Below are 23,577 nucleotides of genomic sequence, written 5' to 3' on the forward strand. Positions count from 1 at the left end.
GCGGTCTCGCGGTCGGCGAGGGCGACGACGTCCTCGCGGCGCGCGTCCAGGGCGTCGGCGAGGGCGTCGAGCAGCGCGGCGCGGCGCTCGCGGCCCATCTCCTCCAGGGCGCCGGCGGCGCCCAGCGCCGCCTCGCAGAGGGCCGCGACCTCCTGCGAGCTCGTCTCGGCGGCCACGGTCTCCACGGCCGCTCCGGTGCGCGGGTCGGTGCTGACGACGTCGGTCACGGGGGTTCCTCCTGAAGTGCTCGGGTGGTCAGCGCTGCAGCGCGGGGCGCTTGGGGTCGAACGTCCAGTCGGGCACGATCGTTCTCATCGCCGCGGCGTCGTCGCGGGCGCCCAGGCCGTGCTCGACGTACAGCTCGTGGGCGGCCTCCAGGGCGTCGCGGTCCAGCTCGACGCCCAGGCCGGGGCGGCGGGGGACCTCGATCGCACCGTCGACGATGCGCAGCGGCTCGGTGGTCAGTCCCTGGCCGTCCTGCCAGATCCAGTGGGTGTCCAGGGCGGTGATCGACCCCGGTGCGGCGGCGCCGACGTGGGTGAACATCGCCAGGGAGACGTCGAAGTGGTTGTTGGAGTGCGAGCCCCACGTCAGGCCGAAGTCGTCGCACAGCTGCGCTACGCGCACCGAGCCGCGCATGGTCCAGAAGTGCGGGTCCGCCAGGGGGATGTCGACGGCGTTGGACCGCACGGCGTGCGCCATCTGCCGCCAGTCGGTGGCGATCATGTTGGTGGCGGTCATCAGCCCGGTGCGGCGGCGGAACTCCGCCATCGTCTCGCGGCCGGAGAAACCGCCCTCGGCGCCGCAGGGGTCCTCCGCGTAGGCGAGGACGTCGGTGAGCTCGCGGCCCAGGGCGACGGCCTCGTCCAGCAGCCAGGCGCCGTTGGGGTCCAGCGTGATGCGCGCCTGCGGGAACCGCCGGGCCAGCGCCCGCACGGCCTCGGCCTCCTGCTCGCCGGGGAACACCCCGCCCTTGAGCTTGAAGTCGCTGAACCCGTACCGCTGCTGCGCGGCCTCGGCGAGCGCGACGACCGCCTCGGGGGTCAGCGCCGGGCGGCGGCGCAGCCGCTCCCAGTCGTCGGCCGGGTCGGGTTCGGTGACGTACGGCAGGCCGGTGGCCTCCGCGTCGGCGACGTAGAACAGGTAGCCGAGCATCGGGACGGTCTCGCGCTGCTGCCCCTCGCCGAGCAGCTCGGCCACCGGGACGCCGAGGTGCTGGCCGAGCAGGTCCAGCAGCGCGGACTCCAGGGCCGTGACGGCGTGCACGGTGGTGCGCAGGTCGAACGTCTGCAGTCCGCGGCCGGTGCTGTCGCGGTCGGCGAACTCGCGCTGCACGCGCGCCAGCAGCCGCGCGTACTGGGCGATCGGCTGCCCGATCAGCAGCTCCCCGGCCTCGGCGATGGTGCGGCGGATCGCCTCACCGCCGGGGACCTCGCCCAGGCCGGTGTTCCCGGAGCTGTCGGTGAGGATCGTGATGTTGCGGGTGAAGTGCGGGGCGTGGGCGCCGGACAGGTTCAGCAGCGCGCTGTCGTGCCCGGCGACCGGGACCACCTCGACGGCGGTGACGGTGGGGGTGCGCACGGGCAGGTCCTGCTCGAGGGGCACGCTCAGCGGACCTTCTCGACGAGGGCCGTCAGCTCCGCCAGCTCGGACGGGCGCAGGTCGGTCAGCGGCGGGCGCACCCGGCCCCCGTCGCGGCCCACGGCGGTCAGGCCGGCCTTGACGATGGAGACGGCGTAGCCCTTCTGCCGGTCCCGGATGTCCAGGTAGGGGATCACGAAGTCGTTGAGCATCCGGTAGACCTTCGCGCGGTCCTGGGCGCGCACGGCGGCGAAGAACTCCAGCGCGAACTCGGGCACGAAGTTGTACATCGCCGAGGAGTAGGTGGTGACGCCCAGCTGCAGCAGCGGCAGCGCGAACGTCTCCGCGGTGGGCAGGCCGCCCACGTACAGCAGGCGCTCGCCGAGCCGGGCGTAGGTGCGGGTCATCCGCTCGATGTTGCCGACGCCGTCCTTGAGCCCGATGAGGTTCGGGTTGCGGTCGGCGACCTGCTCGACGGTGACGTCCTCCAGGACGGCGTTGGCGCGGCTGTAGGCGATGACGCCGAGGTTCGTCGCGGCGCACACGGCGGTGACGTGCTCGACGAGCCCGGCCTGGCTGGCCTCGGTGAGGTACGGCGGCAGCAGGAGGATCCCGTCGGCGCCGGCGGCCTCGGCGGCCCGGACCTGCTCGACGGCCTGGGCGGTGCCGCCGGTGGCGGAGGCCACCACGGGGACCTTCCCGCCGATCTCCTCCACGGCGACGCGCACGACGCGCTCGTGCTCGGCGGAGGTCAGGGAGAAGCCCTCGCCGGTGCCGCCGCCGGCGAACAGCCCGGCCACGCCGAAGGACGCCTGCCAGGCGAGGTGCTCGCGGTACCGGGCCTCGTCGAAGCGCAGCTCGTCGTCGAAGTGGGTGACGGGGAAGGACAGCAACCCCGAACCCAGGCGGGCGGCGAGGTCTGCGGGGTCGAGCTGCGGCATGGCGGGGTCCTCGGGTCGGTGGCGGCGCGGACGCGGGATCGGGCGTCTCCGGCGACGGGCACCACCACCGTAGGAAGCGGGTCGATGCCCGTCCAGGACTCTCTTCGCATCGCGGGATGCCCGGCGGGCATCACCGCAGGGGGTCCAGGGCTCCGACCACCTCCAGGGCCCGGCGCAGCGCGGGGTTGCGCGACCCGCGGGACCACAGCAGGTGCAGCTCGACCGGTTCCGGCTCCGGCGTGGCCAGCGGGACGTGCTGCACCCCCGGGACCCCCAGGCGGGCCGCCGACGCCGGCACGAACGCCAGCCCGCGCCCGGCGGCCACCAGCCACAGCATCGTCAGCACCTGCCCGACGGTGTGCACCACGTTGCCGTGCACCACGGGCAGCGAGGAGACGACGAGGTCGTAGAAGTAGCGCGCCTCGGTGGGGGAGTACATGATCACCGGCTCGTCCGCCAGGTCCCGGCCCCCCACCGGCCGGCCGAGGGTGGTCAGCCGGTGCCCGGCGGGCACCGCGACGAGCATGTGCTCGCGGTGCAGGCAGCGGGAGCCGAACTCGTCCTCGTCGACGGGCGGGCGGACCAGCCCCAGGTCCAGGTCGCCGTGCCGCAGGGCGTCGCGCTGGGTCCTGGAGACCGTCTCGCGCAGGTCCAGGTCCACCTCGGGCAGCTCGCGCCCCAGGGTGTTCAGCAGCTCGCCCAGCGGCCCGTAGGCCGCCGCGGCGGTGAAGCCGATGCGCACCAGACCGCGCGCGCCGGAGGAGACGCGCCGCGCGGTCACCGGGGCGGACTCCGCCAGGGCCAGCAGGCGGCGCGCCTCCTCCAGGAACGCGGCGCCCGCCGCGGTCAGCGCCACCCGCCGGTTGTCGCGCTCCAGCAGCTGCGCCCCCACGGCCCGCTCCAGCTTCTGCACCTGCCGGCTCAGCGGCGGCTGGGTCATGCGCAGCCGTTCGGCGGCGCGGCCGAAGTGCAGCTCCTCGGCGACCGCGACGAAGCCGCGCAGCTGGTCCAGCGTCATCGCCATGCCGGGACGGTACCGCCCGTCGTCGCACGGGCAGCCGTCCCGTGGTGGGGTGGTTCCGGCGACCTCCTTGACCGGGGGCGCAGGGGGACCTAGCGTCGTGGTCGAGCCCGTCGAAGCGCTTCGACGAGGTTGTGGCGGGGCCCCGGTGGCGTCGCCGCCGACCACCGCGCCCCAGGAGGACCCCCGTGCCGACCCCCGACCTCCCGACGTTCCCGCCCGGCTTCGTGCTGGGCGCGGCGACGGCCAGCTACCAGATCGAGGGCGCCGTCGCCGAGGACGGGCGCACCGCCTCCATCTGGGACACCTTCAGCCGCACCCCCGGCAAGACCCTCGGCGGCGCCACCGGCGACGTGGCCTGCGACCACTACCACCGCTACCGCGACGACGTCGCGCTGCTCGCCGACCTCGGCGTGGACTCCTACCGCTTCTCCGTCGCCTGGCCGCGCGTGCAGCCCGGCGGTCGCGGCCCGGTCAACCCCGCGGGCATCGGCTTCTACGACCGCCTCGTCGACGAGCTGCTCTCCCGCGGCATCGACCCGGCCGTGACGCTCTACCACTGGGACCTGCCGCAGGAGCTGGAGGACGTCGGCGGCTGGCGCACCCGCGACACCGCGCACCGGTTCGCGGAGTACTCCCGCCTCGTCGCCGACGCCCTCGGCGACCGCGTCACCCGCTGGATCACCCTCAACGAACCCTGGTGCGCGGCGTTCCTCGGGTACGCGAACGGCCACCACGCGCCCGGCGCGCAGGAGGGCACGCCCGCGCTGGCCGCCGCCCACCACCTGCTGCTCGGGCACGGCCTGGCCGTGGCGCAGCTGCGCGAAGCCGGCGCCCGCGAGGTCGGCATCACCCTGAACCTGGACCAGGTCACCCCCGCCAGCGACTCCGAGGCCGACCGCGCCGCCGCGCTGCGCGCCCTGACCCACCACAACCTCGTGTGGACCGAACCGCTCCTGGCCGGGCGCTACCCCGAGTCCGAGCGCGCCACCTGGGGCGAGCTCGCCGACGGCTCCTACCGCCGCGACGGCGACCTGGACGTCATCGGCGCGCCCGTCGACTTCCTCGGCATCAACTACTACACGCCCGCCGTGATCGCCGACGCCCCGCACGCCGAACCCGACCCGGCGAAGCGCACCGCGATGGACGTCGGCACCCGCCAGGTGGAACTGCCGCACCTGCGGCGCACCACCATGGGCTGGCCCGTCGACCCGCCCTCCCTGGGCCGCCTGATCGCCGAGGTCACCGAGCGCTACCCGGACTGCCCGCCGATCTGGATCACCGAGAACGGCTCGGCGGAGGCCGACGCCGTCGGCGAGGACGGCGTCGTGCACGACAGCGACCGGGTGGAGTACCTCGCCGGCCACCTCGCCGCCGTCGCCGAGCAGGTGGCGAAGGGCGCCGACGTGCGCGGGTACTACGTGTGGTCCCTCATGGACAACTTCGAGTGGGCGTTCGGCTACGACCAGCGCTTCGGGATCGTGCACGTCGACTACGACACGCAGGTGCGCACCCCCAAGGACAGCTACCGCTGGTTCCAGCGGCTCACCGCGGCGCAGCGCGCCGCCCGCACGGACGCGGCGGAGGGGTCGGCGTGAAGTTCTCCGACGGCTACTGGCTCTCCCGTCCCGGGATGCACCCGCAGTGGGCCGCGCACGCCCGGCGCGTGGAGACCGGGGAGTCCACGGTGCGCGTCGTCGCGCCCGTGCAGCGCATCCGGCACCGCGGCGACACCCTCAAGGGCCCGGTGCTCACCCTCGACTGGTCCGCCCCCGCCGAGGACGTCATCGCCGTGCGCACCACCCACTTCGCCGGCGGGGCGCGCCGCGGCCCCGACTTCGAGCTGAGCACCGCCGACGTCAGCCCGGGTCGCACCGAGCGCGACGGGTCCCTCGTGCGGCTGGTCTCCGGGCGCCTGGCCCTGGAGCTGGACACCGACCCCGAGGTCCCCTTCGCGCTGCGGTTCACCGGGGACGGCCGGGCGCTGACCAGCGCCGGCGCCAAGGGCACCGGCATCGTCACCACCGACGACGGCGAGCACCACACCGTCGTCCAGCTCGACCTCGGTGTCGGCGAGCACGTCTACGGGTTCGGCGAGCGGTTCACGCCGTTCGTCAAGAACGGGCAGGTCGTCGACGTCTGGCAGGCCGACGGCGGCACCGCCACCGAGCAGGCGTACAAGAACGTGCCGTTCTACCTGTCCGACGCCGGGTACGGGGTGTTCGTCAACCACACCGGGAAGGTCTCCTTCGAGGTCGGCTCCGAGAGCGTCAGCACCGTGCAGGCCAGCGTGCGCGACCAGGAGCTGGAGTACCTGGTGGTCTACGGCCCCACCCCCAAGGAGGTCCTGGCCAAGTACACCGCCCTCACCGGCCGCCCCGCGCTGCCGCCGGCGTGGTCGTTCGGGCTGTGGCTGTCGACGTCGTTCACCACCGACTACGACGAGGAGACCATCACCTCGTTCATCGACGGGATGGCCGAGCGGGACATCCCGCTCAGCGTGTTCCACTTCGACTGCTTCTGGATGTGCGAGTACCAGTGGTGCGACTTCGAGTGGGACCCGGAGGTGTTCGGCGACCCGGAGGGGATGCTCAAGCGCCTGCACGAGCGGGACCTGCACGTCAGCGCCTGGATCAACCCCTACATCGGGCAGGCGTCCCCGCTGTTCCGGCCCGCCGCGGAGGCGGGGTACCTGCTGCGCCGCGCGGACGGCTCGGTGTGGCAGTGGGACCTGTGGCAACCCGGCATGGGCGTGGTGGACTTCACCAACCCCGACGCCCGCGCCTGGTACGCGGACTGCCTGCGGCCCCTGCTGGCCTCCGGGGTGGACTGCCTGAAGACCGACTTCGGCGAGCGCATCCCGCTGGACGTGGTGCCGTTCGACGGTTCCGACCCGGAGAAGCTGCACAACCACTTCGCGCAGCTGTACAACCGCACCGTCTTCGAACTGCTCCAGGAGGTCCGCGGCCGCGGTGAGGCCGTCCTGTTCGCCAGGTCCGCGACCGCCGGCGGTCAGCAGTTCCCGGTGCACTGGGGCGGCGACTGCGACTCCACCTACCCCTCGATGGCGGAGAGCCTGCGCGGCGGGCTGTCGCTGGGCCTGTCGGGTTTCGGGTTCTGGAGCCACGACATCGGCGGGTTCGAGGGCAAGCCCGACGACGACCTGTTCACCCGGTGGCTGGCGTTCGGGCTGCTGTCCTCGCACAGCCGCCTGCACGGCAGTTCCTCGTACCGGGTGCCGTGGGCGTTCGGCGAGACCGCGGTGCGCGCCGCCCGCGACTACGCGCGGCTGAAGATGCGGCTCATGCCGTACCTGTACGCCGCGGCCGTCGAGGCGCACGAGAGCGGCACGCCCGTCATGCGCCCGGTGCTGCTGGAGTTCCCGCACGACCCGACCGCGGCGTTCCTGGACCGGCAGTACCTGCTGGGCCCCGACCTGCTCGTGGCGCCGGTGATGTCGGCGAACGGGGAGGTGACGTACTACGTGCCGGAGGGCGCGTGGACGCACCTGCTGACCGGCGAGGTCGTGCAGGGGCCGTGCTGGCGCACCGAGACGCACGCTCCGGACAGCCTGCCCCTGCTGGTGCGGCCCGGTGCGGTGCTGGCGTGGGGGGCGGTCGCCGACCGGCCCGACTACGACTACGCCGACGGCGTGGAGCTGCTGCTGTTCCCGCCGGCGGGGGACACCACCGTGACCACCGCGGTCCCGGACACCACCGGCGCGGTCGCGGCGACGTTCACCACCACCTGGCGCGACGGCGTGCCCGGCGTGCGGGCGGACACCGCGAAGCCGTGGCGGGCCCTCGTCGTGCGCGGCACCGAGCGCACCGAGGTCGCCCGCGGCTGACCCCCGCGGGCCCGCGGCCCCGCCCCACCCCCTCGGTGATCAAGGAAGTGGCAACTTCCTCGATCACCGAGGGGTCGGGGGGTGGGTGGGGAGGGGGGCCGTCAGCGGGGGCGGGGGGAGCGGTGCTGGGCCGGCGGGCGGGTGTGCTCCGGGCCCGGCAGCACGACCGTGCGCTCCCGCGCGGCCGCGCCCCCGCCGGGCGAGGGCAGCGGCCCGGGGCGCGCGTACAGGAACCCCTGCCCGAGCGCCACGCCCAGCTGCCGCAGCACCTCCGACTCCGCCCGCTGCTCCACGCCCTCCGCCAGCAGCGTGGCGCCCAGGTCCGCGGCGAACTCCACCAGGGAGCGGATCAGGGTGCGGCGCACCGGGTCCACGTCGACCCCCCGCACCAGGCTGGCGTCGACCTTGATGACGTCCGGGCGCAGCTGCAGGACGTGCTGGAAGCTGGCGTACCCGGCGCCGGCGTCGTCGACGGCCAGGCGCACCCCGCCGGCGCGCAGCCGCCGCGCCACCGCCACGAGGGCCGGGTAATCGGTGACCTGGGTGTGCTCGGTGACCTCGACGACGACCACCCGGCCGCCGGTGGCCTCGGCGGCGTGCCGCAGCAGGACCCCCTGCACCTCCGCGTCCTGCAGGGCCTCGGCGCAGAGGTTCACGCTCAGGGCCGTGCCCGCCGGCACGCGCTCCAGCCGGCCCAGCGCGGCGCGCACCGCCAGCAGCTCCAGCGGGACCCCCAGCCCCACCCGGGTGGCCGCGGCGAACGCCAGGTCGGGGCGGGGGAAGGCGGGGGAGCGGAACCGCGCCAGCGCCTCGTGACCGACGACGGTGCCGTCGGCCAGGCGCACCGCCGGCTGGAAGACGACATCCACCTCGCCGGTGTCCAGGACGTGCTGCACCTCCCGGCGGGTGCGCGCCTCCGCGTGGCGCTGCAGCGCACCGGGGCTGCTGAGGTGGTCGCTGATCAGGTCGGCGACCAGGTCCAGGTAGCGGGCGGCGTCCCGGCCCAGGCGCGGGTCCGGCGAACGGCTGAGGCAGCACAGCATCCCCAGGACCTCGCCCGCCGCGTCGTGCAGGGGAGCGCCCACGTAGGAGCCGATGCCCATCCGCGCCGTGACGGCCAGGTCGCGGGTGCGCGGGTCGCGGCGGGCGTCCGGGACGACGGGAGGCAGGTTGCCGGCGAGCACGCGCACGCAGAACGACTCCTGCAGCGGCGGGGCGTCGCCCACCGCGACGTGCATGCTCGCCCCGTCACCGCTGAGCGCGCTGATCCGCTGACGGTCCTCCGTGAAGTGCGAGACCCACCCGATGTCCATGCCGAGGTGGGCGCGCGCCAGGTCCAGCAGCCGCTGCACCTCCGGGCCCTCACCGGGGGCCTCCGCGGTGCGGTGCGGTGGTGGGCTGCCCACGCGACCTCCTCGGGGACGTGCGTCTGCGCGCCGGGCCGCGCGGTGGTGCGCGGACCGGTGCCCCCGGTCCCTCCGGCGGCGGCGCGAGCACCAGTGTGCCTGTGAGTAATCGCTCCGTCACGAGAACTCGTGTCTCCGGGGCACCGAGAGGACGTCAGCGCACGGTGAAGTCCGTCTCCGCCTCCACCGGGACCGACGTCGCGCCGAACGCGCGCACCGCCACCCGGTACGCGTAGCGCCCCGGCGCCGCCGGGCTCGCCGCGCTGAAGCGGGCCGCGTCCCCGGCGTCGGGCACCGGTGCCGGGCTGACCGCCCGCCACGCCCCCGCACCGCGCCGCACCTCGAAGACCACGGCCTCCCCCTCCACCGGGGCGGGGTGCAGCAGCAGCTCCACCGCGCCCGCGCGCGGGCTGCGCAGCTTCAGCGACCCCGGCGGGCGCGGTGCCACCACGACCTTGGCGTCGGTGGCGGTGGGCTTGTCCGAGCAGGCGCCCGCCACCCGCACGCTCACCCGGTACGTGTACGAGCCCGCGGCGGCCGGTCGCGGCACCACCACGGAAACCACCTCGCCCGTCGCGGTCACCGGCACCGGCGCCCACGCCGCCCGGCCGCGGCGCACCTCCACGACCAGCTCCTCGCGCCCGAGGTCGACGGCGCGGCCCGGCACCAGCCGCACCAGCGACTGCCCGGGCAGGTCCTCCACGCGCAGGCCCCGCAGGGGGGCCGGGGCGACGAGCACCCGGGTGCGGTCCGTGCGCACCGGTGACGCGGCACCCCCCGCGACCACGGCCGCGCGGTAGGCGTACGCACCGGGTTCGAGCGGGCGGGCCACCTCGACCAGCGACGCCCCGGCCGCACCCGCGACCGCGGCGGCCGGCACCGGCACCCACGCGCCGCCGTCCCGGCGCACCTCCACGGACGCCGACTCGCTGCCGCGGTCCAGCTCACGCCCCAGGTCCAGCACGACCACACCGGCGGCGGCGTCGTCGTGCACGGTGAGGGAGGCGGGCGGGGCCGGAGGCACGACGACGGCGTTCACCGCGTCCGCGCACGCCTCGGAGACGACACCGTGCCGGGCGCAGGCCGCCCGGTACGCGTACCGGCCGGGCGCGTCCGGGCGCGGCACGCCGAACCGGTCGCGCGCGCCGGCCACCGGCTGCGGAGCCCCCGCCGCGCGCCAGGGCCCGTCACCCCGGCGCACCTCGACGACCAGCGACTCCGCCGCCGCGTCGAGCTCGCGCCCCAGGACCAGCTGCACCGTCCCCTGGCGCGGCCGGTCGGCCACCACCAGCGACACCGGCGACGCCGGTGCGTCCACCCGCCGCGGGCGCTCCACGACCGTCCCCGACAGCACCGGGGACGTCGCCGCCCGCGGTGCCAGGGCGCGCGGTGCCAGGGCCCGCGGCCGCCCGGCGCGGCGCAGCAGCCGCAGCGCACCCCCGGAGCCCGCGGCGCGGCGACCGGCGGCCCGGCCCGAGCGCACCAGGACGCGCGCCACCGTCGCCGCGGTGCCCGCCGAGGCCAGCGACGAGCCGCTGACCTGCCCGAAGGCCACCAGGCGCAGCAGCCCGACGGCACCGCGTCCCAGGCCGCGCTCCAGCAGGGACTCGCGCACGAACGCCAAGGTCGTTCCCTCCGCAGGTGTCGGGTGCCGCCCCCCCGGTTCCCGGGCGGGGCCGCCGACCCATCGACGCGCCACCGGGCCACCTGAGCCGAACGGGTGACCCGGCCGGGGTTCCCGGCGACCCGCAGCGGGTACTGCCCGCGGGGCGGAGCGCGCACGGCCGCCCGGCGGGGTGGACGAGGAGGGCACGGGTGGCGGGCAGCACGGGCAGCACGCGCGCGCGGGTGGAAGCGGTCGGGGCGGAGCGGCGCGGGCGGGAGCGCGGCGGTGGTCCGTGGGCGTGGCTGGTGCCCGCCGCCGTCGCCCTCGCGGTCACCGCGTGGCGCTACGACGCCAAGCCCCTGTGGCGCGACGAGGTCTACACCCTCGCCACCGCCGAGCGGGACTGGGCGGTGCTGCTGCGCGGGCTGCGGGTCACCGACGCCGGCATGGGCCCCTGGTACGCGCTGGTGCACCCGTGGGTGCAGGTCTCCCGCGACGAGGCGTGGCTGCGGCTGCCCGGCGCCGCCGCCACCGTCCTGGCCGCCGCGCTCGTGGGCCTGACCGCCGCACGGGTGCTGCGCGCCGGCTCGCCGGGCGGTGCCCGCGCCGTCGCCGGCGTCGTCGCCGGCGTCGCCTTCGCCCTCACCCCCGTCGTCGTCGACCACAGCCAGGAGGCGCGCCCCTACCCGGTGGTGCTGGCGTGCGTGGCCGCCACCGCGTACGGCGTGCTGCGCGACCGGCAGGACACGCGCCGGCGCTGGCTCGCGCTGTGGGTGACCGGCTCGGTGCTCGCCGCCGCCCTGCACGTCATCACCGGCGCCCCCGCCGTCGCGGCGCTGCTCGCGGTGGCGTTCGCCCTGCCGGGCAGCGCCTCCCGGCGCCGGGTACTGCTGGGGTCCCTGCCCGCCGCCGCGACGACCCTGGCGATGCTCGCCGTGGGGTTCTCGCAGGCCCCCGGCCGCATCGCCGACGACTTCCCGCTGCTGCGGCAGACGCTGCGGCTGTCCTCCGCCTACGCCGGCGGTGCGCTGGCCGTCCTCGTCCTCGCCGTGCTGTGCGCGGCCGCGGTGGTGCACCTGCGCCGCGACCGCGCCGTCCTGCTGCTCCTGCTCGCCTGGGTCGCCGCCCCCGTCGCCGCGCTGGCCGCCTCCGCCGCCGGCGGGCAGCTGTTCGCCCAGCGCTACGCCGCCGCCACCGCACCAGCCCTCGCCGTGCTCGCCGGCGCCGGTGCCGGGGCCCTGGCGCGGCGGCTGGGCACCGGCTCCGCCCGGGCCGCCGTCGCCGTCCTCGCCGCGGGTGCGGTCGCGCTGGGCCAGGCCGCTCACCTCGTGCAGACCCGCCAGCGCCCCTACGTCAGCGAGGACGTGCCCGCCGTCGCCGCCGTGCTCGCCGAGCGCGCCCGCCCCGGCGACGCCGTCGTCCTGCTCGGCAACACGATGCGCCCGCACCTGCGGTACTACCTGCCCGCCGGCACACCCCTGGACGATGCGCTGCTGGCGCGCGACACCGACGTCAGCGTCTCCATCGGCGGCGACGACCTGCCCGACGACCAGCGGGCCGCCGCCCTCGCCGGGCACGAGCGGGTGTGGCTGGTGGGGGTGCTGCTGAACGACCCGTGGGAGGAGGTGTTCGCCTCCTGGGTGGAGCCCGCCCGGGCCGGCCGGACGCGGACCTTCGCCGCCGAGTCCGGGCAGGTGCGCGTGGAGCTGTGGGAGCGCTGACGCGCGCGGTTCAGCGCGCGGGCCGCGAGCGCATCCGGTCCAGGTCGGCGTTCACCAGCCCCAGCAGCACCAGGTCCACCACCAGGCCCGACACCGCCGCGAACTGCGAGGCGGCGAACAGGAACACCTGCGTCACCAGCAACGACGTCAGCGCCGAGCGCTGGAACGACTCCACCGCCGCCCGCCGCCCCCGCCGGCGGGCCTGTGCGAGCCCCAGCAGCGCGAACACCAGCGCCGCCCCCGCCCCGGCGAGCACGCCGAGCCCGGCGACGCCGAACCCGCGGCCGGCGACCCACGCGCCCGTCGCCACCAGCGCCGCGCCGCCCGCCTGCAGCAGCAGGCACACCCCCATCAGCGGCAGCGCCCACCAGGACGTGGACAGGCGGTCGAACAGCCGCTCCACCCCGGCCCACGCGTGCTCCAGGCGCTGCGGCACCGGTACCGGGGCCGGCCCCACCCGCTGCAGCAGGTCGCGCAGCTCGCGCGCGCCGAACTCGCCGTCCAGACCCACCAGCCCGTCCAGCGCCTCCGCGCGCTGGCGCGCCGTCAGGTGCCCGGCGATGCCGTCGACGAGGGCGTGCGCGGCGTTGGCGACCCGCTCGTCGTCGTCGAGGGGACGGTGCCCGCGCCAGCGCCGCGCCCCCACCACCAGCCCCGCCAGCACCACGTACATGATTGCCGCGGCGGGCTCGTAGAAGTAGTCGTTGTCGGCGGTGACGAACTTGCCGACCTCGTCGATGAACAGCCCGAAGCCCACCCCGCCCAGCAGCGCCGCCACCGGCCGCGGGCCGCGCCCCACGTACGCGAACTGCAGCACCATCGCCACCAGCATCAGCAGCCCGCCGGGCAGCACGTGGGCGACGTGCAGGTCGCTGTCGCCGCCGATGCGCGGGTACCCCGTCAGCGCCAGCAGCAACCGGGTCAGCAGCACCGTGGACACCGCCGCCACCACGAGCGTCGTCAGGTGCCGCGCGCCCTCGTCGCTGCGCACGAGGTCCATGCGCAGCGCGCGGCTCACGCGGCGCACGGCGGGCGGGGGGTCGAGGGGCGGCCGGGCACGCGCCCGACCGTAGTTCGGGGCGGGCGCACCCGCGCGCCCGCCGCGGGCCGGGTGGGCCGGACGGGTGGGACGCCGGAGGGGTGCGGTCACGGCGCCGACGGGCTCAGGCCGCCGGGGCCGCTGGAGAGCACCGCCGCCGCCAGCGCCCGCGACGCCGGGCGGTCGGCCGTGCGCGGGTTGCGCAGCAGCACCAGGTCGATCTGGCCCAGCTCCGGCAGCCGGTGCTGCGGACCCAGCCGCGTCAGCTGCACCGGCACCAGCGAGCTCGCCAGGCACGAGACCCCGATGCCCGCCACCACCGCCGCGATGAGGCCGTTCACGCCGCGGCACACGCACGCGCTGCGGTACCCCAGCCCCGCCCGCTCCAGCGCCTCCTGCATGGCGCTGCCGCTGAGCGTGGGCGCCGGGTACACCACCAGCGGCACCGGCTGCGACAGGTCCAGGCGCGTGGACGGGTTGCCCACCCACACCAGGCGCTCGCGCTTGACGAGCTGCCCCTCGCCGGAGCCGCGGGGCCGCTTGCCGATGAAGACGTCCAGGCGGTCGTTGCCCAGCCGGCGGTGCAGGGTGCCGGACTGGTCGACCGTCAGCTCCAGGTCCACGCGCGGGTTCTCGGCGCGGAAGTCGCGCAGGATCTGCGGCAGCCGGGTCAGCGCCAGGTCGTCGGACATGCCGATGCGCAGCCGCCCGCGCGGGCGCTCGTCCGTGAAGTACGCCGAGGCCCGCTCGTGCGCGGCGAGGATGGACCGGGCGAAACCGATCATCGCCTCCCCGTCCGGGGTGATCGCCACCGAGTGCGTGTCGCGGTGCACCAGCGTGCGGGCCGCCGCGAGCTCCAGCTTGCGCACGTGCTGGCTGACCGTGGACTGGCGCACCCCCAGGCGGGCGGCGGCCTGCGTGAACGAGTGGGTCTGCGCCACGGCGAGGAACGAGCGCAGCTGCACCGGGTCGAACCCCGGACCCCGGACGACGCTCACGACCGCCTCCCTCCTCATCACGACACGTGATGACTGATAGTCACCCTATCGCCGTGCGATCTCACGGGCCCGCCCGTGATGATGGTTCCAGGAAACCGCATCCCGAAGGGCTGATCGTGACACCGCCGGCCGCAGCCGAAGCGTCCCCCGACGCCGCACCGCCCCCCCGCACCGGCGCCACGTTCGCCGCCCTGAGCGTGCCCAACTTCCGCGTGTACGTCAGCGGGCAGGCCCTGGCCAGCACCGGCGTGTGGATGCAGAACATCGCCCTGGACTGGCTCGTGCTGCAGCTCACCGGTTCCCCCGCCGCGGTGGGCATCACGATGGCCCTGCAGTTCCTGCCGATCCTGCTGCTCGGCATGCACGGCGGGATGATCGCCGACCGCTACCCCAAGCGGACCATCCTGCTCGTCACGCAGGGCTGCAGCGCCGCCGTCGCCACCACCCTGGCCGTGCTCACCCTCACCGGGAACACCACCGTCGGCGCCGTCTACCTCCTCGCCCTCGCCGGCGGCCTCGTCGTCGCCCTCGACAACCCCACCCGCCAGGCGTTCGTCGGGGAGGTCGTCCCCGCGCAGCACCTGCGCAACGCGGTCGCGCTGAACGCCGCCACGTTCCAGACCAGCCGGCTCGTGGGCCCGGCCCTCGCCAGCCTGCTCATCGGCACCGTCGGCACCGGGTGGGCGTTCGCCGCCAACGCCCTGTGCTACCTCGGCCCCACCGTCGCCCTCGGGTTCTTCCTGCGCCCTGGCGAACTCGTGCGAACCCCGCCGCTGCCGCGCGAGAAGGGGCAGTTGCGCTCGGCGCTGCGCTACGTCCGCGAGCGCCCCCACGTGGCGTTCACCATCCTGCTCGTCGGCGTGTTCGGCACGTTCGGGCTGAACTTCCCCGTCGTCCTCACCGCCATGGCCGACGAGACGTTCCACGGCGACGCGGGCCTGTACGGGCTGTTCAACATCGTCCTGGCCGTCGGATCCATCGCCGGTGCGCTCGTCGCCGGGGGCAGGACGAGCACGCGGCTGCGCACCATCCTCCTGCTCGCCGCCGCGTTCGGCGTGGCGCAGACGGCCGCGGCGCTCGCCCCGAACCTCGGCGTGTTCGTCGCCGTCCTCGTGGTCATGGGCACCACGAACCTGGCGTTCCAGGCCATCGCGAACTCCTCCGTGCAGCTGTGGGTGGACCGCGAGTACCGCGGGCGCGTCATGGGCCTGTACGTGCTGGTGTTCATGGGCGGCACCCCGCTGGGCGGGCCGCTGATCGGGTGGGTCACCGAGCACGCCGGGGTGCGCACCGGCATGGCCCTGTGCGGGTTGGTGCCGCTGACCGTGGCGCTCGCCGTCGCGGCGGTCCTGGCGGTGCGGCCGGTGCGGGCGCGCCGCAGGGAGGCCGCCCTCGCCGCCTGACCCCCGCCGCGTGCGCCGCGGGGTCCACAGGCGCGCCGCGCGCCGGGGCCGGGCCGCACCTGTGGACGACACCCGCTGAGGCCGCCCCCACCTGCCTAGGTTCCCCGCGACCGGGGAGGTGCGGGTGGGCGGGCAGGTGGGTGCGGCGGTGGTGCCGGGGGTTCCGACGGAGCTGTCGGTGCTGTCGCCGGCGGCGGCGGACGACGCGGCGCGCACGGCGCGGTCGGTGGCCGGTGCGCTGGCGGGCGCGGGTGCGGACGTCGAGGCGGCCCGGCGCGGCGACGGCTGGTGGGGTCCCGCGCGCGACGGCTTCGACGAGCGGCTGCGGCGCCTGTCCGGCGAGCTGGAGCTGCTGACGCGCACCGCCGCCGCCGGTGCCCGCGTCGTGGAGGAGCACGCCGCCGAGCTGGGGATGCTCGCCGGGCGCCTGCGCACCGTCGACGCCGCCCTGGAGGCGGCCGAGCGCCGCACCCGCGACCCCTCCCTGGACCTCGCCGGCTTCCACGGCGCACGCTCCGAGCTGGAGCACTGGCGGGCCAGCCGCACCCGCCTGGTCGCCGACCACGACGAGTCCTCCGCGCGCCTGGCGCAGCGGCTCCTCGCCCTCGTCGACGACGTCGCCGGCCGCCCGCGCACCGCCGGCGAGCACGTCGGGGACGCCGTGCGCACCGTCGTGGCCGAGGGCGCCGCCGCCGCGTACGCCGTCGCCGGGTGGGCGTGGGACCCGCACGGGTGGGTCGACGCCGTGCGCGCCGCGCCCGGCGCGGCGCTGGACGCCCTGCTCGACCCCGCTGGCACCGCGACCGACGCCCTGCACCTGGACGACGCCCGCGACGGGCGGTGGGGCGCGGTGGCCGGCGGTGCGGCCGCGGCCCTGGCCGGCCGCGGCGCCGGACGGGCCGCCGACGACCTGCTGCCCGGCGGGCACCTCCCGGACGACCGGCCCCGCGACGCGGACGGCAGGCTGCTGCCGCAGACGCTGGACGAGATGCTCGCCGGGGTCGACCTCGAGCGCAGCGAGGGGGACGGGCGCGGGCACACCCTGGAGAGGCACGTGGACGTGGACGACGAGTACCTGCGGCAGCGGCTGACGCTGGGGACGCCGAACTCCAGGACCGGCGGCCGGGACCCGGCCCCACCCGCCGCTTCCCGGTGGGCCGACCTGGAGACCGCCGAGCGCACCATCACAGAGGCGCTGCGCCAGAACGAGGCGCAGGTGCGCCGGGCGCTCGCCGGAGGCAGGCGCATCGAGCTGCGGGTGCCCGTCGACGTCTCCGCGGGCACGGTCCTCGTCCGGGACGGCACCGGGTTCCAGCAGGTTCCCGCGGAACAGGCCGTCGTCGTCCTCCGCCGCGACTCCGACGGCGCCCCGCACGTCCTCACCTCGTACCTCGACAGGGAGAAACCCGCATGACCGACCACCCGCAGGACGAGGTCCTGTTCTGGGCGCTCAGCCACGACATGGACCTGATCGCCACCACCTCGCCGCGGGAGGCGATCGAGCGGGAGCTCACCGCTGGAGGTGCCGAACGCGCCGCCGCGTCCCTGGACCGCTGGGAGCGTGCCACCGCCGGTGTGACCACCGAGGAGAGGATGCGCACCGTCGCCCACCACCTGGACATCGCTCTCTGGGACCCGCCGGACGGGAACTCCTGGCTCGCGTGGATGGCCTGGTACGGCGAGCGGCTGCGCGAAGCCGTCGAGGACCCCACGACGATCCTGTCCCCCGGCGCGGTCCCGGAGTGGCCCTACCCGTGGAAGGTGCGCGACTCGGCCGCCGTGAGCGCGGACTCGCTGCGGCACGCGGTGCGCGTGCTCACCGCCCGGCACCGCGAGGAGGTGCGCGACTGGCTGGAGGACCCGGACGCCGGCACCCGCCTGCACCTGGTGGGCGACGTCGGTGCCGTCGTCGGACAGGCCGTGCGGCGGGCGCCGCTGCTCAGGCGCGACGTCGTCGCCTCCGGGGTGGAGACCGCGCGCGCCGCGGTGGTGCTGCAGCGCCTGGAGGCCGCGGACGCCGCACCGGCGTGGGAGGTGGCGGCCGTCCACGCCGGCGAACCGTGGGAGCACCCGAGCGCCGCGAGCTGGCGGTGGGAACTGCCGGCGCTGACGTCGTTCCTCGGCGGCTGGTTCAACGCCGCCGACCTGGACGACGAACCCGACTGGAACGAGCGGCGGGCGCTGGACGCCGAACCGGTGGCCTTCCTGGACCGGGTGGCCGCGGAGGTGCCGCGGCTGCTGGCACGCAGCGACCTGGAGCTGCCCGCCGCGGTCGAGGCGCTCGGCTGCTACGCCGAGCCGCCCCACCTGCGCCGGTGGCTGGGGTGGCTGGCCTGGCGGATCCAGCGCTTCGACTGGAGCTGACGGGGGCGCCGCGCCCCGGCGAGCGCGGCCAGCACCTCCCGCGGGGCGAGCAGGGCAACGCCCGCGCCGTGCAGCAGCTCCAGCTCCCGCCCGGCCAGCTCGGCGGCCACCGCCGCCGGCAGCCGCAACCGGCCCGGGTCGGCGCCGTCGCGGGCCGCGGAGCGCAGCGACGGGCACACCCGCACCGCCTGCGCCAGGCCGGCGCGCAGCGCCTCCAGCGCGAGCGGGTCACCGGTCAGCTCCCCCAGGCGCAGCGGGGCGGCGCCCCCCACCGACAGCGCCACGTCCACCCACCAGCCGTCGGCGGCCGAACCGGCCAGCAGCAGCACCACCCGGGCCGTCGCCGCCGCCGGAACGGGCAGCCGGTCGCGGCGCAGGTGGGGCAGGACGGCGGCGACCACGTCGTCGACGACCTGCTGGGCGCCCACGGCGGGCCGCTCGCCACCCGGTCGCACGGCCGAGCGCAGCGCCGCGGGCAGCGTCGCCGCCCACCGCCGCCGCCACCGCACCCCCGGGGCGCTGCCGGACGGGTCCGCCGCGGCGAAGGCGGCCAGGTCGCGCACCAGCGCGGCCAGGCGCAGCACCTCCCGCCCCGGCACGAGCAGCCCGCCGCCGGAGCGGGCGCGGGCGCCCATCCCGCGCAGCGCGTCGACGCTCACCCCCAGCGCCGGTGCCGTGCACGGCAGGTGGACCACGGCCAGCTCCACCGGGGCCGGGTGCCGGCGCGGCACCGGCACGCGCGCGAACGCGTCCGGGCTGGGCACCGGCACCCCGTCGCGCACCGGCACCAGCGCCGGCACCCACCGGGTCGGTCCCGCCAGCACCGCGTGCAGCGCCTCACCGGCCAGGCCGGAGCGCAGCAGCTCCACCCGCTGCCCGCCGTCCAGGGCCGCCGGGTGGGTGCCGCCCTGCGGTGCCCGCCCGCCCCGCGCGGCGGGGGAACCGCCGCGCTCCACCCACCACAGCAGCCGCGCCGGCCGCACCCACAGCGCGTGCACGACGCCCACCGGCGCCGTCGCGGCCCGGTGGCCGGCGGCGGTGCGGGGGAGCATGGGCCCATCGTGGGTCCCACCCCCGACACGGCCGCCCTCACCCGGCGGCGAGCACCCGCACCCGCGGGGGGTGAGCGTCCAGGACGGCCATCGAGGCGACGTGCCCGGCGGGCACGGCCCGCGCCGCCAGGGCCGCCACGTCCAGCAGGACCGCACCGCCGGCCACGTCGGCGTCGAGCTCCGCCGGCCACTCGCGCAGCGCGCCGCCCTCGAACCCGACCCGGTGCGGCGCCACGGCCAGGCCGTGCCCGGTGGCCTTCAGCAGCGACTCCTTGCGCGTCCAGGCGCGCGCCCGCCACGCGTCGCGCTCCGCGGGGGGGACCGCGCCGAGGGCGGTGCGCTCGCGGGGGCTCAGGGCCGCCTCGTCGAAACCCGGGAACCGCACGCCGCGCACGAGTTCCACGTCGACCCCCACGGGGGCGTCCGCGGACGCGGCCACGAGCACGGCGCCGCCGGCGTGGGAGGCCGACAGGTGCACGCCGGGCAGGACGAGCCCGTCGTCGCCGAGTGCCACGGGACGTCCGTGGTCACCGGTGGAACCGCAGTTCCTGCACCAGCGGGAGGTGCGCGCACCGGCCTCCGGGACCCCAGTGAGTTCGGCCACGGCCCGCCGCAGCAGCAGGGCCGCGGTCGCCGAGCGCGCCCGGTCCACCGGACCCCGGAAACCCGCGGCACGCCGGGACTCGTTCTCCAGCAGTTCATCCAGGCGACGCTCGCCGTGCTCGGGCGCGGCGTGCAGCAGCAGGACGGTCGGCACGGCGGGGAGTGTGCCGGAGATCGCGGGGTGTTGACGAACCCACCTGAGGTGAGGCTAACCTCCCCTCCGTGAGCGACGACGTCCCCGTGACCGCGCCCGCGGTCGCCCTCGTCACGGGGGCCGCCGGGGGCATCGGCGCCGCCGTGGCGCGGGTGCTGGCGCGCTCCGGTGCCGCGCTCGTCCTGCTCGACCGGGACGAGCCCGGCCTGCACCGCACCGCGGGCGCCCTGCGCGCCGGTGGTCACCGCGCCCTCGCGATCCCCTGCGACGTGCGCCGGTCCACCGACGTGGAGGAGGCCGTGGCGCGCGCCGAGGACGAGGCCGGTGCCCTCACCGCGCTCGCGCACGTCGCCGGGTCCCTGAGACCCGGCGGCGCGCTCGACGTCACCGACGCGGAGTGGGAGGAGACCCTCGCGGTCAACGCCACCGGAACGGTGAACGTCTGCCGCGCGGTCGGTCGCCGCATGGCGGCGCGCGGCGGCGGCGCCATCGTGGCGGTCAGCTCCAACGCCGCGCGGCTGCCCCGCACCGGCATGGCCGCGTACGCCGCCTCCAAGGCGGCCGCCACCCGGTACGTCATGTGCCTGGGCCTGGAGCTCGCCCCGCTCGGCGTGCGCTGCAACGTCGTCTCGCCGGGTTCCACCGACACCGCCATGCAGCGCGACCTGCTGCCCGACCCCGTGACGGGTACCGAGACCGTCCTGCGGGGAGACCCCGCCACGTTCCGGCTCGGCATCCCGCTGGGCCGCCTCGCCGACCCCGCCGACGTGGCCGAGGGCGTCGGTTTCCTGCTCTCCGACGCCGCCCGGCACATCACCCTCACCGACCTGCTCGTGGACGGCGGCGCGTCGCTGCGCGACTGACGCCCCGTCCCCACCCCCCGGGAGCACCCTTGACCAGCACCACCCCCCTGCAGCGCGCCCGCGAACCCCTCGCGGCGCCCCGGGCCACCACCGACGGACTGCTCGAGCGCTACCGGCCCGGAACCGGGACGTGGTTCTCCGCCGGCGGCCGGCACCTGCTCGCCACCGGGCAGCGCGAGCTCCTCGCCGCCACCACCGGCACCACCCGCGGGTTCGCCGCCGAGGTCACCACCCGGCTGCGCGAGGACCGCTCCCGCGGCGGCACCGGCGTCGCCGTCGGTGCGCTGCCCTTCGCCGCCGGGACGCCCGCGGCGCTGCACGTGCCCGAGCGGGTGCTGCGCGCCGAGGGGGCCCCGGGCCCCGCGCCCGCGCCCGCGGCGGCGGGCGCCGCCGTGACGGCGCTGCCCAGCGAGAACGGTTACGCCGCAGCGGTCTCCACGGCGCTGCTGCGCCTGCGCGCCGAGGACGACGAGCTCGGCAAGGTGGTCCTCGGCCGGTTGCTGGACGTGACCGTCCCCGGCGACGTCGACGTGCGCGCCGTCCTGGCGCGCCTGCTGGCCGCCGATCCCGGCGCGTTCGTCCACGCCGTGGACCTGCCGGTCGCCGGGCCGGGCCCGAGGACCCTCGTCGGCGCGAGCCCGGAACTCCTCGTCGCGCGCAGCGGGCGGCGCGTCACCGCCTGCCCCCTCGCCGGGAGCGCACCGCGCTGCGCCGACCCGGCCGAGGACCGTCGCCGCGCGCAGGCGCTGCTCACCTCCGCCAAGGACCTCACCGAGCACGCCGTCGTCGCCGACGCGGTGCGCACCGCGCTCGCCCCGTCCTGCGAGGAGCTCCACGTGCCCGCCGCGCCGGAACTGCGCAGCAGCGCGACGATGTGGCACCTCGCCACACCCGTCACCGGAACCCTCGCCGACCCGGCGACGACGTCGCTGGACCTGCTGGCGGCGTTGCACCCCACCCCCGCGGTGTGCGGGGTGCCGCCGGCGGAGGCGGCCCGCGTCATCGCCGAGCTGGAACCGTTCGAGCGCGGCTACTTCACCGGCGCGGTCGGCTGGTGCGACGCGGACGGCGACGGCGAGTGGGCCGTCACCATCCGGTGCGCCGAGGTCCAGGGCGGTTCCGTGCGGTTGTTCGCCGGCGCCGGCGTCGTCGCCGCCTCCGACCCGGACGCGGAGGTCGCCGAGACGACGGCGAAGTTCCGCACCTCCCTGGCCGCGCTCGGGGTGGCCCGGTGAACCCGGTGGGCCTGGCGGCACCGGCCGCCTCACCGGCCCCCGTGGAGCGCGTCCCGGCGGTGGACGGCGCGGCCGCCGACCCGCGCTGGCGCGAGCTCGGGGTGCTGCCCGGGCAGACGCTGTGGGGGCAGTTCGAGACCTCCGCGGCCCGCACCCCGGCCGCCACGGCGCTCGTCGCCCGCGACGGCACCGGGCAGCAGGTCCGCTGGAGCTTCCAGCGGTTGCGGGACGCCGCGGTGCGCACCGCCGCCGGTTTCGCCCGCGCGGGCGTGCGGCCCGGTGAGCGGGTGCTGCTGCAGCTGCCGAACACCGCCGAGTTCGCCACCGTCGTCCTGGGGCTGTTCAGGCTCGGGGCGCTGCCGGTGCTCGCCCTGCCGGCGCACCGCTCCGCGGAGCTGCGGCACGTCGCCGCCACCAGCGGGGCGGTGGCGTTCGTCACCGCGGACCGCACCGGTACCGGCAGCACCGGGTGCGACCACCGCGACCTGGCCCGCGAACTGCTGCGCACCCCGGGCTGCGAGGCGCTGCGGCTCGTGCTGGTCACCGGCGAGCCCGAGGAGTTCGGCGACCTGGCCGACCTGGCCGTGTCCGACACCGAGGCCGCCGAGGCGGCGCTGCCCGAACCTCCCGCCCCGGACGACGTCGCGTTCCTGCAGCTGTCCGGCGGCACCACGGGAGTTCCCAAGCTCATCCCCCGAACCCACGACGCCTACGCGCTCACCGTGCGCGAGAGCGCCCGGATCTGCGGCCTGGACCAGGACAGCCGGATGCTCGTGGTGCTGCCCGTCGCGCACAACTACCCCATGAGCTCGCCCGGGATCCTGGGCACCTGGCTCGCCGGCGGCACCGTCGTGCTGGCCCCCGACCCCTCGCCCGGCACCGCGTTCCCGCTCGTCGCCGCCGAGGGCGTCACCCACGTCTCCCTCGTGCCGCCGCTGGCGCTGCTGTGGACCGCGGCCGCCGGCGACACCGACCACGACCTGTCCTCGCTGCGGGTCGTCGGCGTGGGCGGCGCCAAGTGCACCCCCGAACTGGCGCGCCGCGTCCCGCAGGCCCTCGGCGCACGCCTGCAGCAGGTGTTCGGGATGGCCGAGGGACTGGTGAACTACACGCGGCTCGACGACCCCGAGGACGTCGTCGTCCACACGCAGGGACGGCCGATCAGCCCGCACGACGAGGTCCGCGTGGTCGACGAGGACGACCGCGACGTGCCACCCGGCGAACACGGGTACCTGCTGACCCGCGGCCCGTACACGATCCGCGCCTACCACGCCGCCCCGGCGCAGAACCGCTCGTCGTTCACCGCCGACGGGTTCTACCGCACCGGCGACGTCGTGCGGCTGCGCCCCGACGGGAACCTCGTCGTCGAGGGGCGCGCGGCCGACCGCGTCAACCGCGGCGGGGAGAAGGTCTCCGCCGAGGAGGTCGAGGACGTCCTGCTGACCCACCCCGACGTCCACGACGCCGCCCTCGTCGGCGTCCCCGACGACCACCTCGGCGAGCGCACCTGCGCGTTCGTCGTGCCCCGCCCCGGCGCGAACCCCACCCCCCGTGAACTGCGCGCCCACGTCCGCTCCGCGGGCCTCGCCGAGTTCAAGGTCCCCGACCGCGTCGAGGTCGTCGCCGGGTTCCCGCCCACCGCCGTCGGCAAGACCAGCCGGCGTCAGCTCCGCACCGCCCTGGCCGCCCTGCTCGCCGGACCCGGCCCCGCCGCCGCGAGCCCCCGCCCCCGGGAGTCCTGAA

19 protein-coding genes are annotated in these 23,577 nt (G+C 76.7%); 9 read left to right on the plus strand and 10 right to left on the minus strand.

Annotation, left to right across the window (positions count from 1 at the left end; genetic code table 11):
• The 4 genes from V9U69_RS10555 to V9U69_RS10570 form a co-directional block, all read right to left on the minus strand.
• The coding region (locus tag V9U69_RS10555) for an aldehyde dehydrogenase family protein (RefSeq protein WP_337061730.1) at nucleotides 1-227 on the minus strand (227 nt) is incomplete at its 3' end.
• A 28-nt stretch (nucleotides 228-255) separates the two neighbouring features.
• Entirely contained in the window at nucleotides 256-1,581 is a 1,326-nt protein-coding gene (locus V9U69_RS10560) for an enolase C-terminal domain-like protein (protein ID WP_442907724.1), read from the minus strand.
• 26 nt (nucleotides 1,582-1,607) lie between these two features.
• A complete protein-coding gene (kdgD, locus tag V9U69_RS10565) occupies nucleotides 1,608-2,522 on the minus strand; it encodes a 5-dehydro-4-deoxyglucarate dehydratase (protein WP_337061733.1) in 915 nt (304 codons plus the stop codon).
• A gap of 130 nt (nucleotides 2,523-2,652) precedes the next feature.
• Nucleotides 2,653-3,546 carry a LysR family transcriptional regulator gene (locus tag V9U69_RS10570; RefSeq protein ID WP_337061734.1) on the minus strand — a complete coding sequence of 298 codons (894 nt, stop codon included), beginning with the start codon at nucleotides 3,544-3,546 and terminating at the stop codon, nucleotides 2,653-2,655.
• Between the two features lie 185 nt (nucleotides 3,547-3,731).
• Between V9U69_RS10570 and V9U69_RS10575 the strand changes: the two genes are divergently transcribed.
• On the plus strand, nucleotides 3,732-5,141 hold the full coding sequence (locus V9U69_RS10575) for a GH1 family beta-glucosidase (RefSeq protein ID WP_337061736.1): 1,410 nt from the start codon (nucleotides 3,732-3,734) through the stop codon (nucleotides 5,139-5,141).
• On the plus strand, nucleotides 5,138-7,390 hold the full coding sequence (yicI, locus tag V9U69_RS10580) for an alpha-xylosidase (RefSeq protein ID WP_337061738.1): 2,253 nt from the start codon (nucleotides 5,138-5,140) through the stop codon (nucleotides 7,388-7,390). Before V9U69_RS10575 ends, yicI begins: the two co-directional genes overlap by 4 nt.
• 101 nt (nucleotides 7,391-7,491) lie before the next feature.
• On the opposite strand, the gene V9U69_RS10585 is transcribed toward yicI, so the two are convergent.
• Both V9U69_RS10585 and V9U69_RS10590 read right to left on the minus strand, forming a co-directional pair.
• Entirely contained in the window at nucleotides 7,492-8,796 is a 1,305-nt protein-coding gene (locus V9U69_RS10585) for a sensor domain-containing phosphodiesterase (protein WP_337061740.1), read from the minus strand.
• Between the two features lie 154 nt (nucleotides 8,797-8,950).
• On the minus strand, nucleotides 8,951-10,420 hold the full coding sequence (locus V9U69_RS10590; protein WP_337061742.1) for a hypothetical protein: 1,470 nt from the start codon (nucleotides 10,418-10,420) through the stop codon (nucleotides 8,951-8,953).
• A 191-nt stretch (nucleotides 10,421-10,611) separates the two neighbouring features.
• Between V9U69_RS10590 and V9U69_RS10595 the strand changes: the two genes are divergently transcribed.
• A complete protein-coding gene (locus V9U69_RS10595; RefSeq protein WP_337061744.1) occupies nucleotides 10,612-12,123 on the plus strand; it encodes a hypothetical protein in 1,512 nt (503 codons plus the stop codon).
• Nucleotides 12,124-12,133: 10 nt separating this feature from the next.
• Here V9U69_RS10595 and V9U69_RS10600 read toward each other — a convergent pair whose 3' ends face one another.
• Together V9U69_RS10600 and V9U69_RS10605 are read right to left on the minus strand one after the other, a co-directional pair.
• Nucleotides 12,134-13,141, minus strand: a complete 1,008-nt coding sequence (locus V9U69_RS10600) for a hypothetical protein (protein ID WP_337061745.1) — start codon at nucleotides 13,139-13,141, stop codon at nucleotides 12,134-12,136.
• Nucleotides 13,142-13,269: 128 nt separating this feature from the next.
• A complete protein-coding gene (locus tag V9U69_RS10605; RefSeq protein ID WP_337061746.1) occupies nucleotides 13,270-14,160 on the minus strand; it encodes a LysR family transcriptional regulator in 891 nt (296 codons plus the stop codon).
• A 116-nt stretch (nucleotides 14,161-14,276) separates the two neighbouring features.
• Between V9U69_RS10605 and V9U69_RS10610 the strand changes: the two genes are divergently transcribed.
• From V9U69_RS10610 to V9U69_RS10620, 3 genes are all read left to right on the plus strand, one after another.
• Nucleotides 14,277-15,563: an MFS transporter gene (locus V9U69_RS10610; RefSeq protein WP_337061748.1), complete on the plus strand. Its 1,287-nt coding sequence runs from the start codon at nucleotides 14,277-14,279 to the stop codon at nucleotides 15,561-15,563.
• Between the two features lie 124 nt (nucleotides 15,564-15,687).
• Nucleotides 15,688-16,977 carry an RNase A-like domain-containing protein gene (locus V9U69_RS10615; protein ID WP_337061750.1) on the plus strand — a complete coding sequence of 430 codons (1,290 nt, stop codon included), beginning with the start codon at nucleotides 15,688-15,690 and terminating at the stop codon, nucleotides 16,975-16,977.
• Nucleotides 16,974-17,927, plus strand: coding sequence for a hypothetical protein (locus V9U69_RS10620; RefSeq protein WP_337061751.1), 954 nt, complete (start codon nucleotides 16,974-16,976; stop codon nucleotides 17,925-17,927). Before V9U69_RS10615 ends, V9U69_RS10620 begins: the two co-directional genes overlap by 4 nt.
• On the opposite strand, the gene V9U69_RS10625 is transcribed toward V9U69_RS10620, so the two are convergent.
• Together V9U69_RS10625 and V9U69_RS10630 are read right to left on the minus strand one after the other, a co-directional pair.
• Nucleotides 17,852-18,979: a hypothetical protein gene (locus tag V9U69_RS10625; protein ID WP_337061753.1), complete on the minus strand. Its 1,128-nt coding sequence runs from the start codon at nucleotides 18,977-18,979 to the stop codon at nucleotides 17,852-17,854. The two genes, V9U69_RS10620 and V9U69_RS10625, sit on opposite strands and share 76 nt — an antisense overlap.
• Before the next feature lie 37 nt (nucleotides 18,980-19,016).
• On the minus strand, nucleotides 19,017-19,736 hold the full coding sequence (locus V9U69_RS10630) for a 4'-phosphopantetheinyl transferase family protein (protein WP_337061754.1): 720 nt from the start codon (nucleotides 19,734-19,736) through the stop codon (nucleotides 19,017-19,019).
• A gap of 68 nt (nucleotides 19,737-19,804) precedes the next feature.
• On the opposite strand from V9U69_RS10630, the gene V9U69_RS10635 reads away from it, so the two are divergent.
• From V9U69_RS10635 to V9U69_RS10645, 3 genes are read left to right on the plus strand one after another with little or no spacing between them, the layout of a single operon-like run.
• Complete coding sequence (locus V9U69_RS10635; RefSeq protein ID WP_337061755.1) at nucleotides 19,805-20,599, plus strand: SDR family NAD(P)-dependent oxidoreductase; 795 nt, start codon at nucleotides 19,805-19,807, stop codon at nucleotides 20,597-20,599.
• Between the two features lie 29 nt (nucleotides 20,600-20,628).
• On the plus strand, nucleotides 20,629-21,834 hold the full coding sequence (locus tag V9U69_RS10640) for an isochorismate synthase (RefSeq protein WP_337061756.1): 1,206 nt from the start codon (nucleotides 20,629-20,631) through the stop codon (nucleotides 21,832-21,834).
• Nucleotides 21,831-23,576, plus strand: coding sequence for a (2,3-dihydroxybenzoyl)adenylate synthase (locus V9U69_RS10645; RefSeq protein WP_337061758.1), 1,746 nt, complete (start codon nucleotides 21,831-21,833; stop codon nucleotides 23,574-23,576). The genes V9U69_RS10640 and V9U69_RS10645 overlap by 4 nt, the downstream gene beginning before the upstream one ends.
• The last annotated feature ends 1 nt before the right edge of the window (nucleotide 23,577 follow it).

This window comes from Kineococcus sp. G2, assembly GCF_037154035.1.
Lineage (GTDB): Bacteria > Actinomycetota > Actinomycetes > Actinomycetales > Kineococcaceae > Kineococcus.

Excerpts from the sequence above, each read along its gene's own strand:
- kdgD (WP_337061733.1), bottom strand. The coding sequence starts at position 2,522 with ATGCCGCAGCTCGACCCCGCAGACCTCGCCGCCCGCCTGGGTTCGGGG.
- V9U69_RS10570 (WP_337061734.1), bottom strand. The coding sequence starts at position 3,546 with ATGGCGATGACGCTGGACCAGCTGCGCGGCTTCGTCGCGGTCGCCGAG.
- V9U69_RS10620 (WP_337061751.1), top strand. The coding sequence starts at position 16,974 with ATGACCGACCACCCGCAGGACGAGGTCCTGTTCTGGGCGCTCAGCCAC.
- V9U69_RS10625 (WP_337061753.1), bottom strand. The coding sequence starts at position 18,979 with ATGCTCCCCCGCACCGCCGCCGGCCACCGGGCCGCGACGGCGCCGGTG.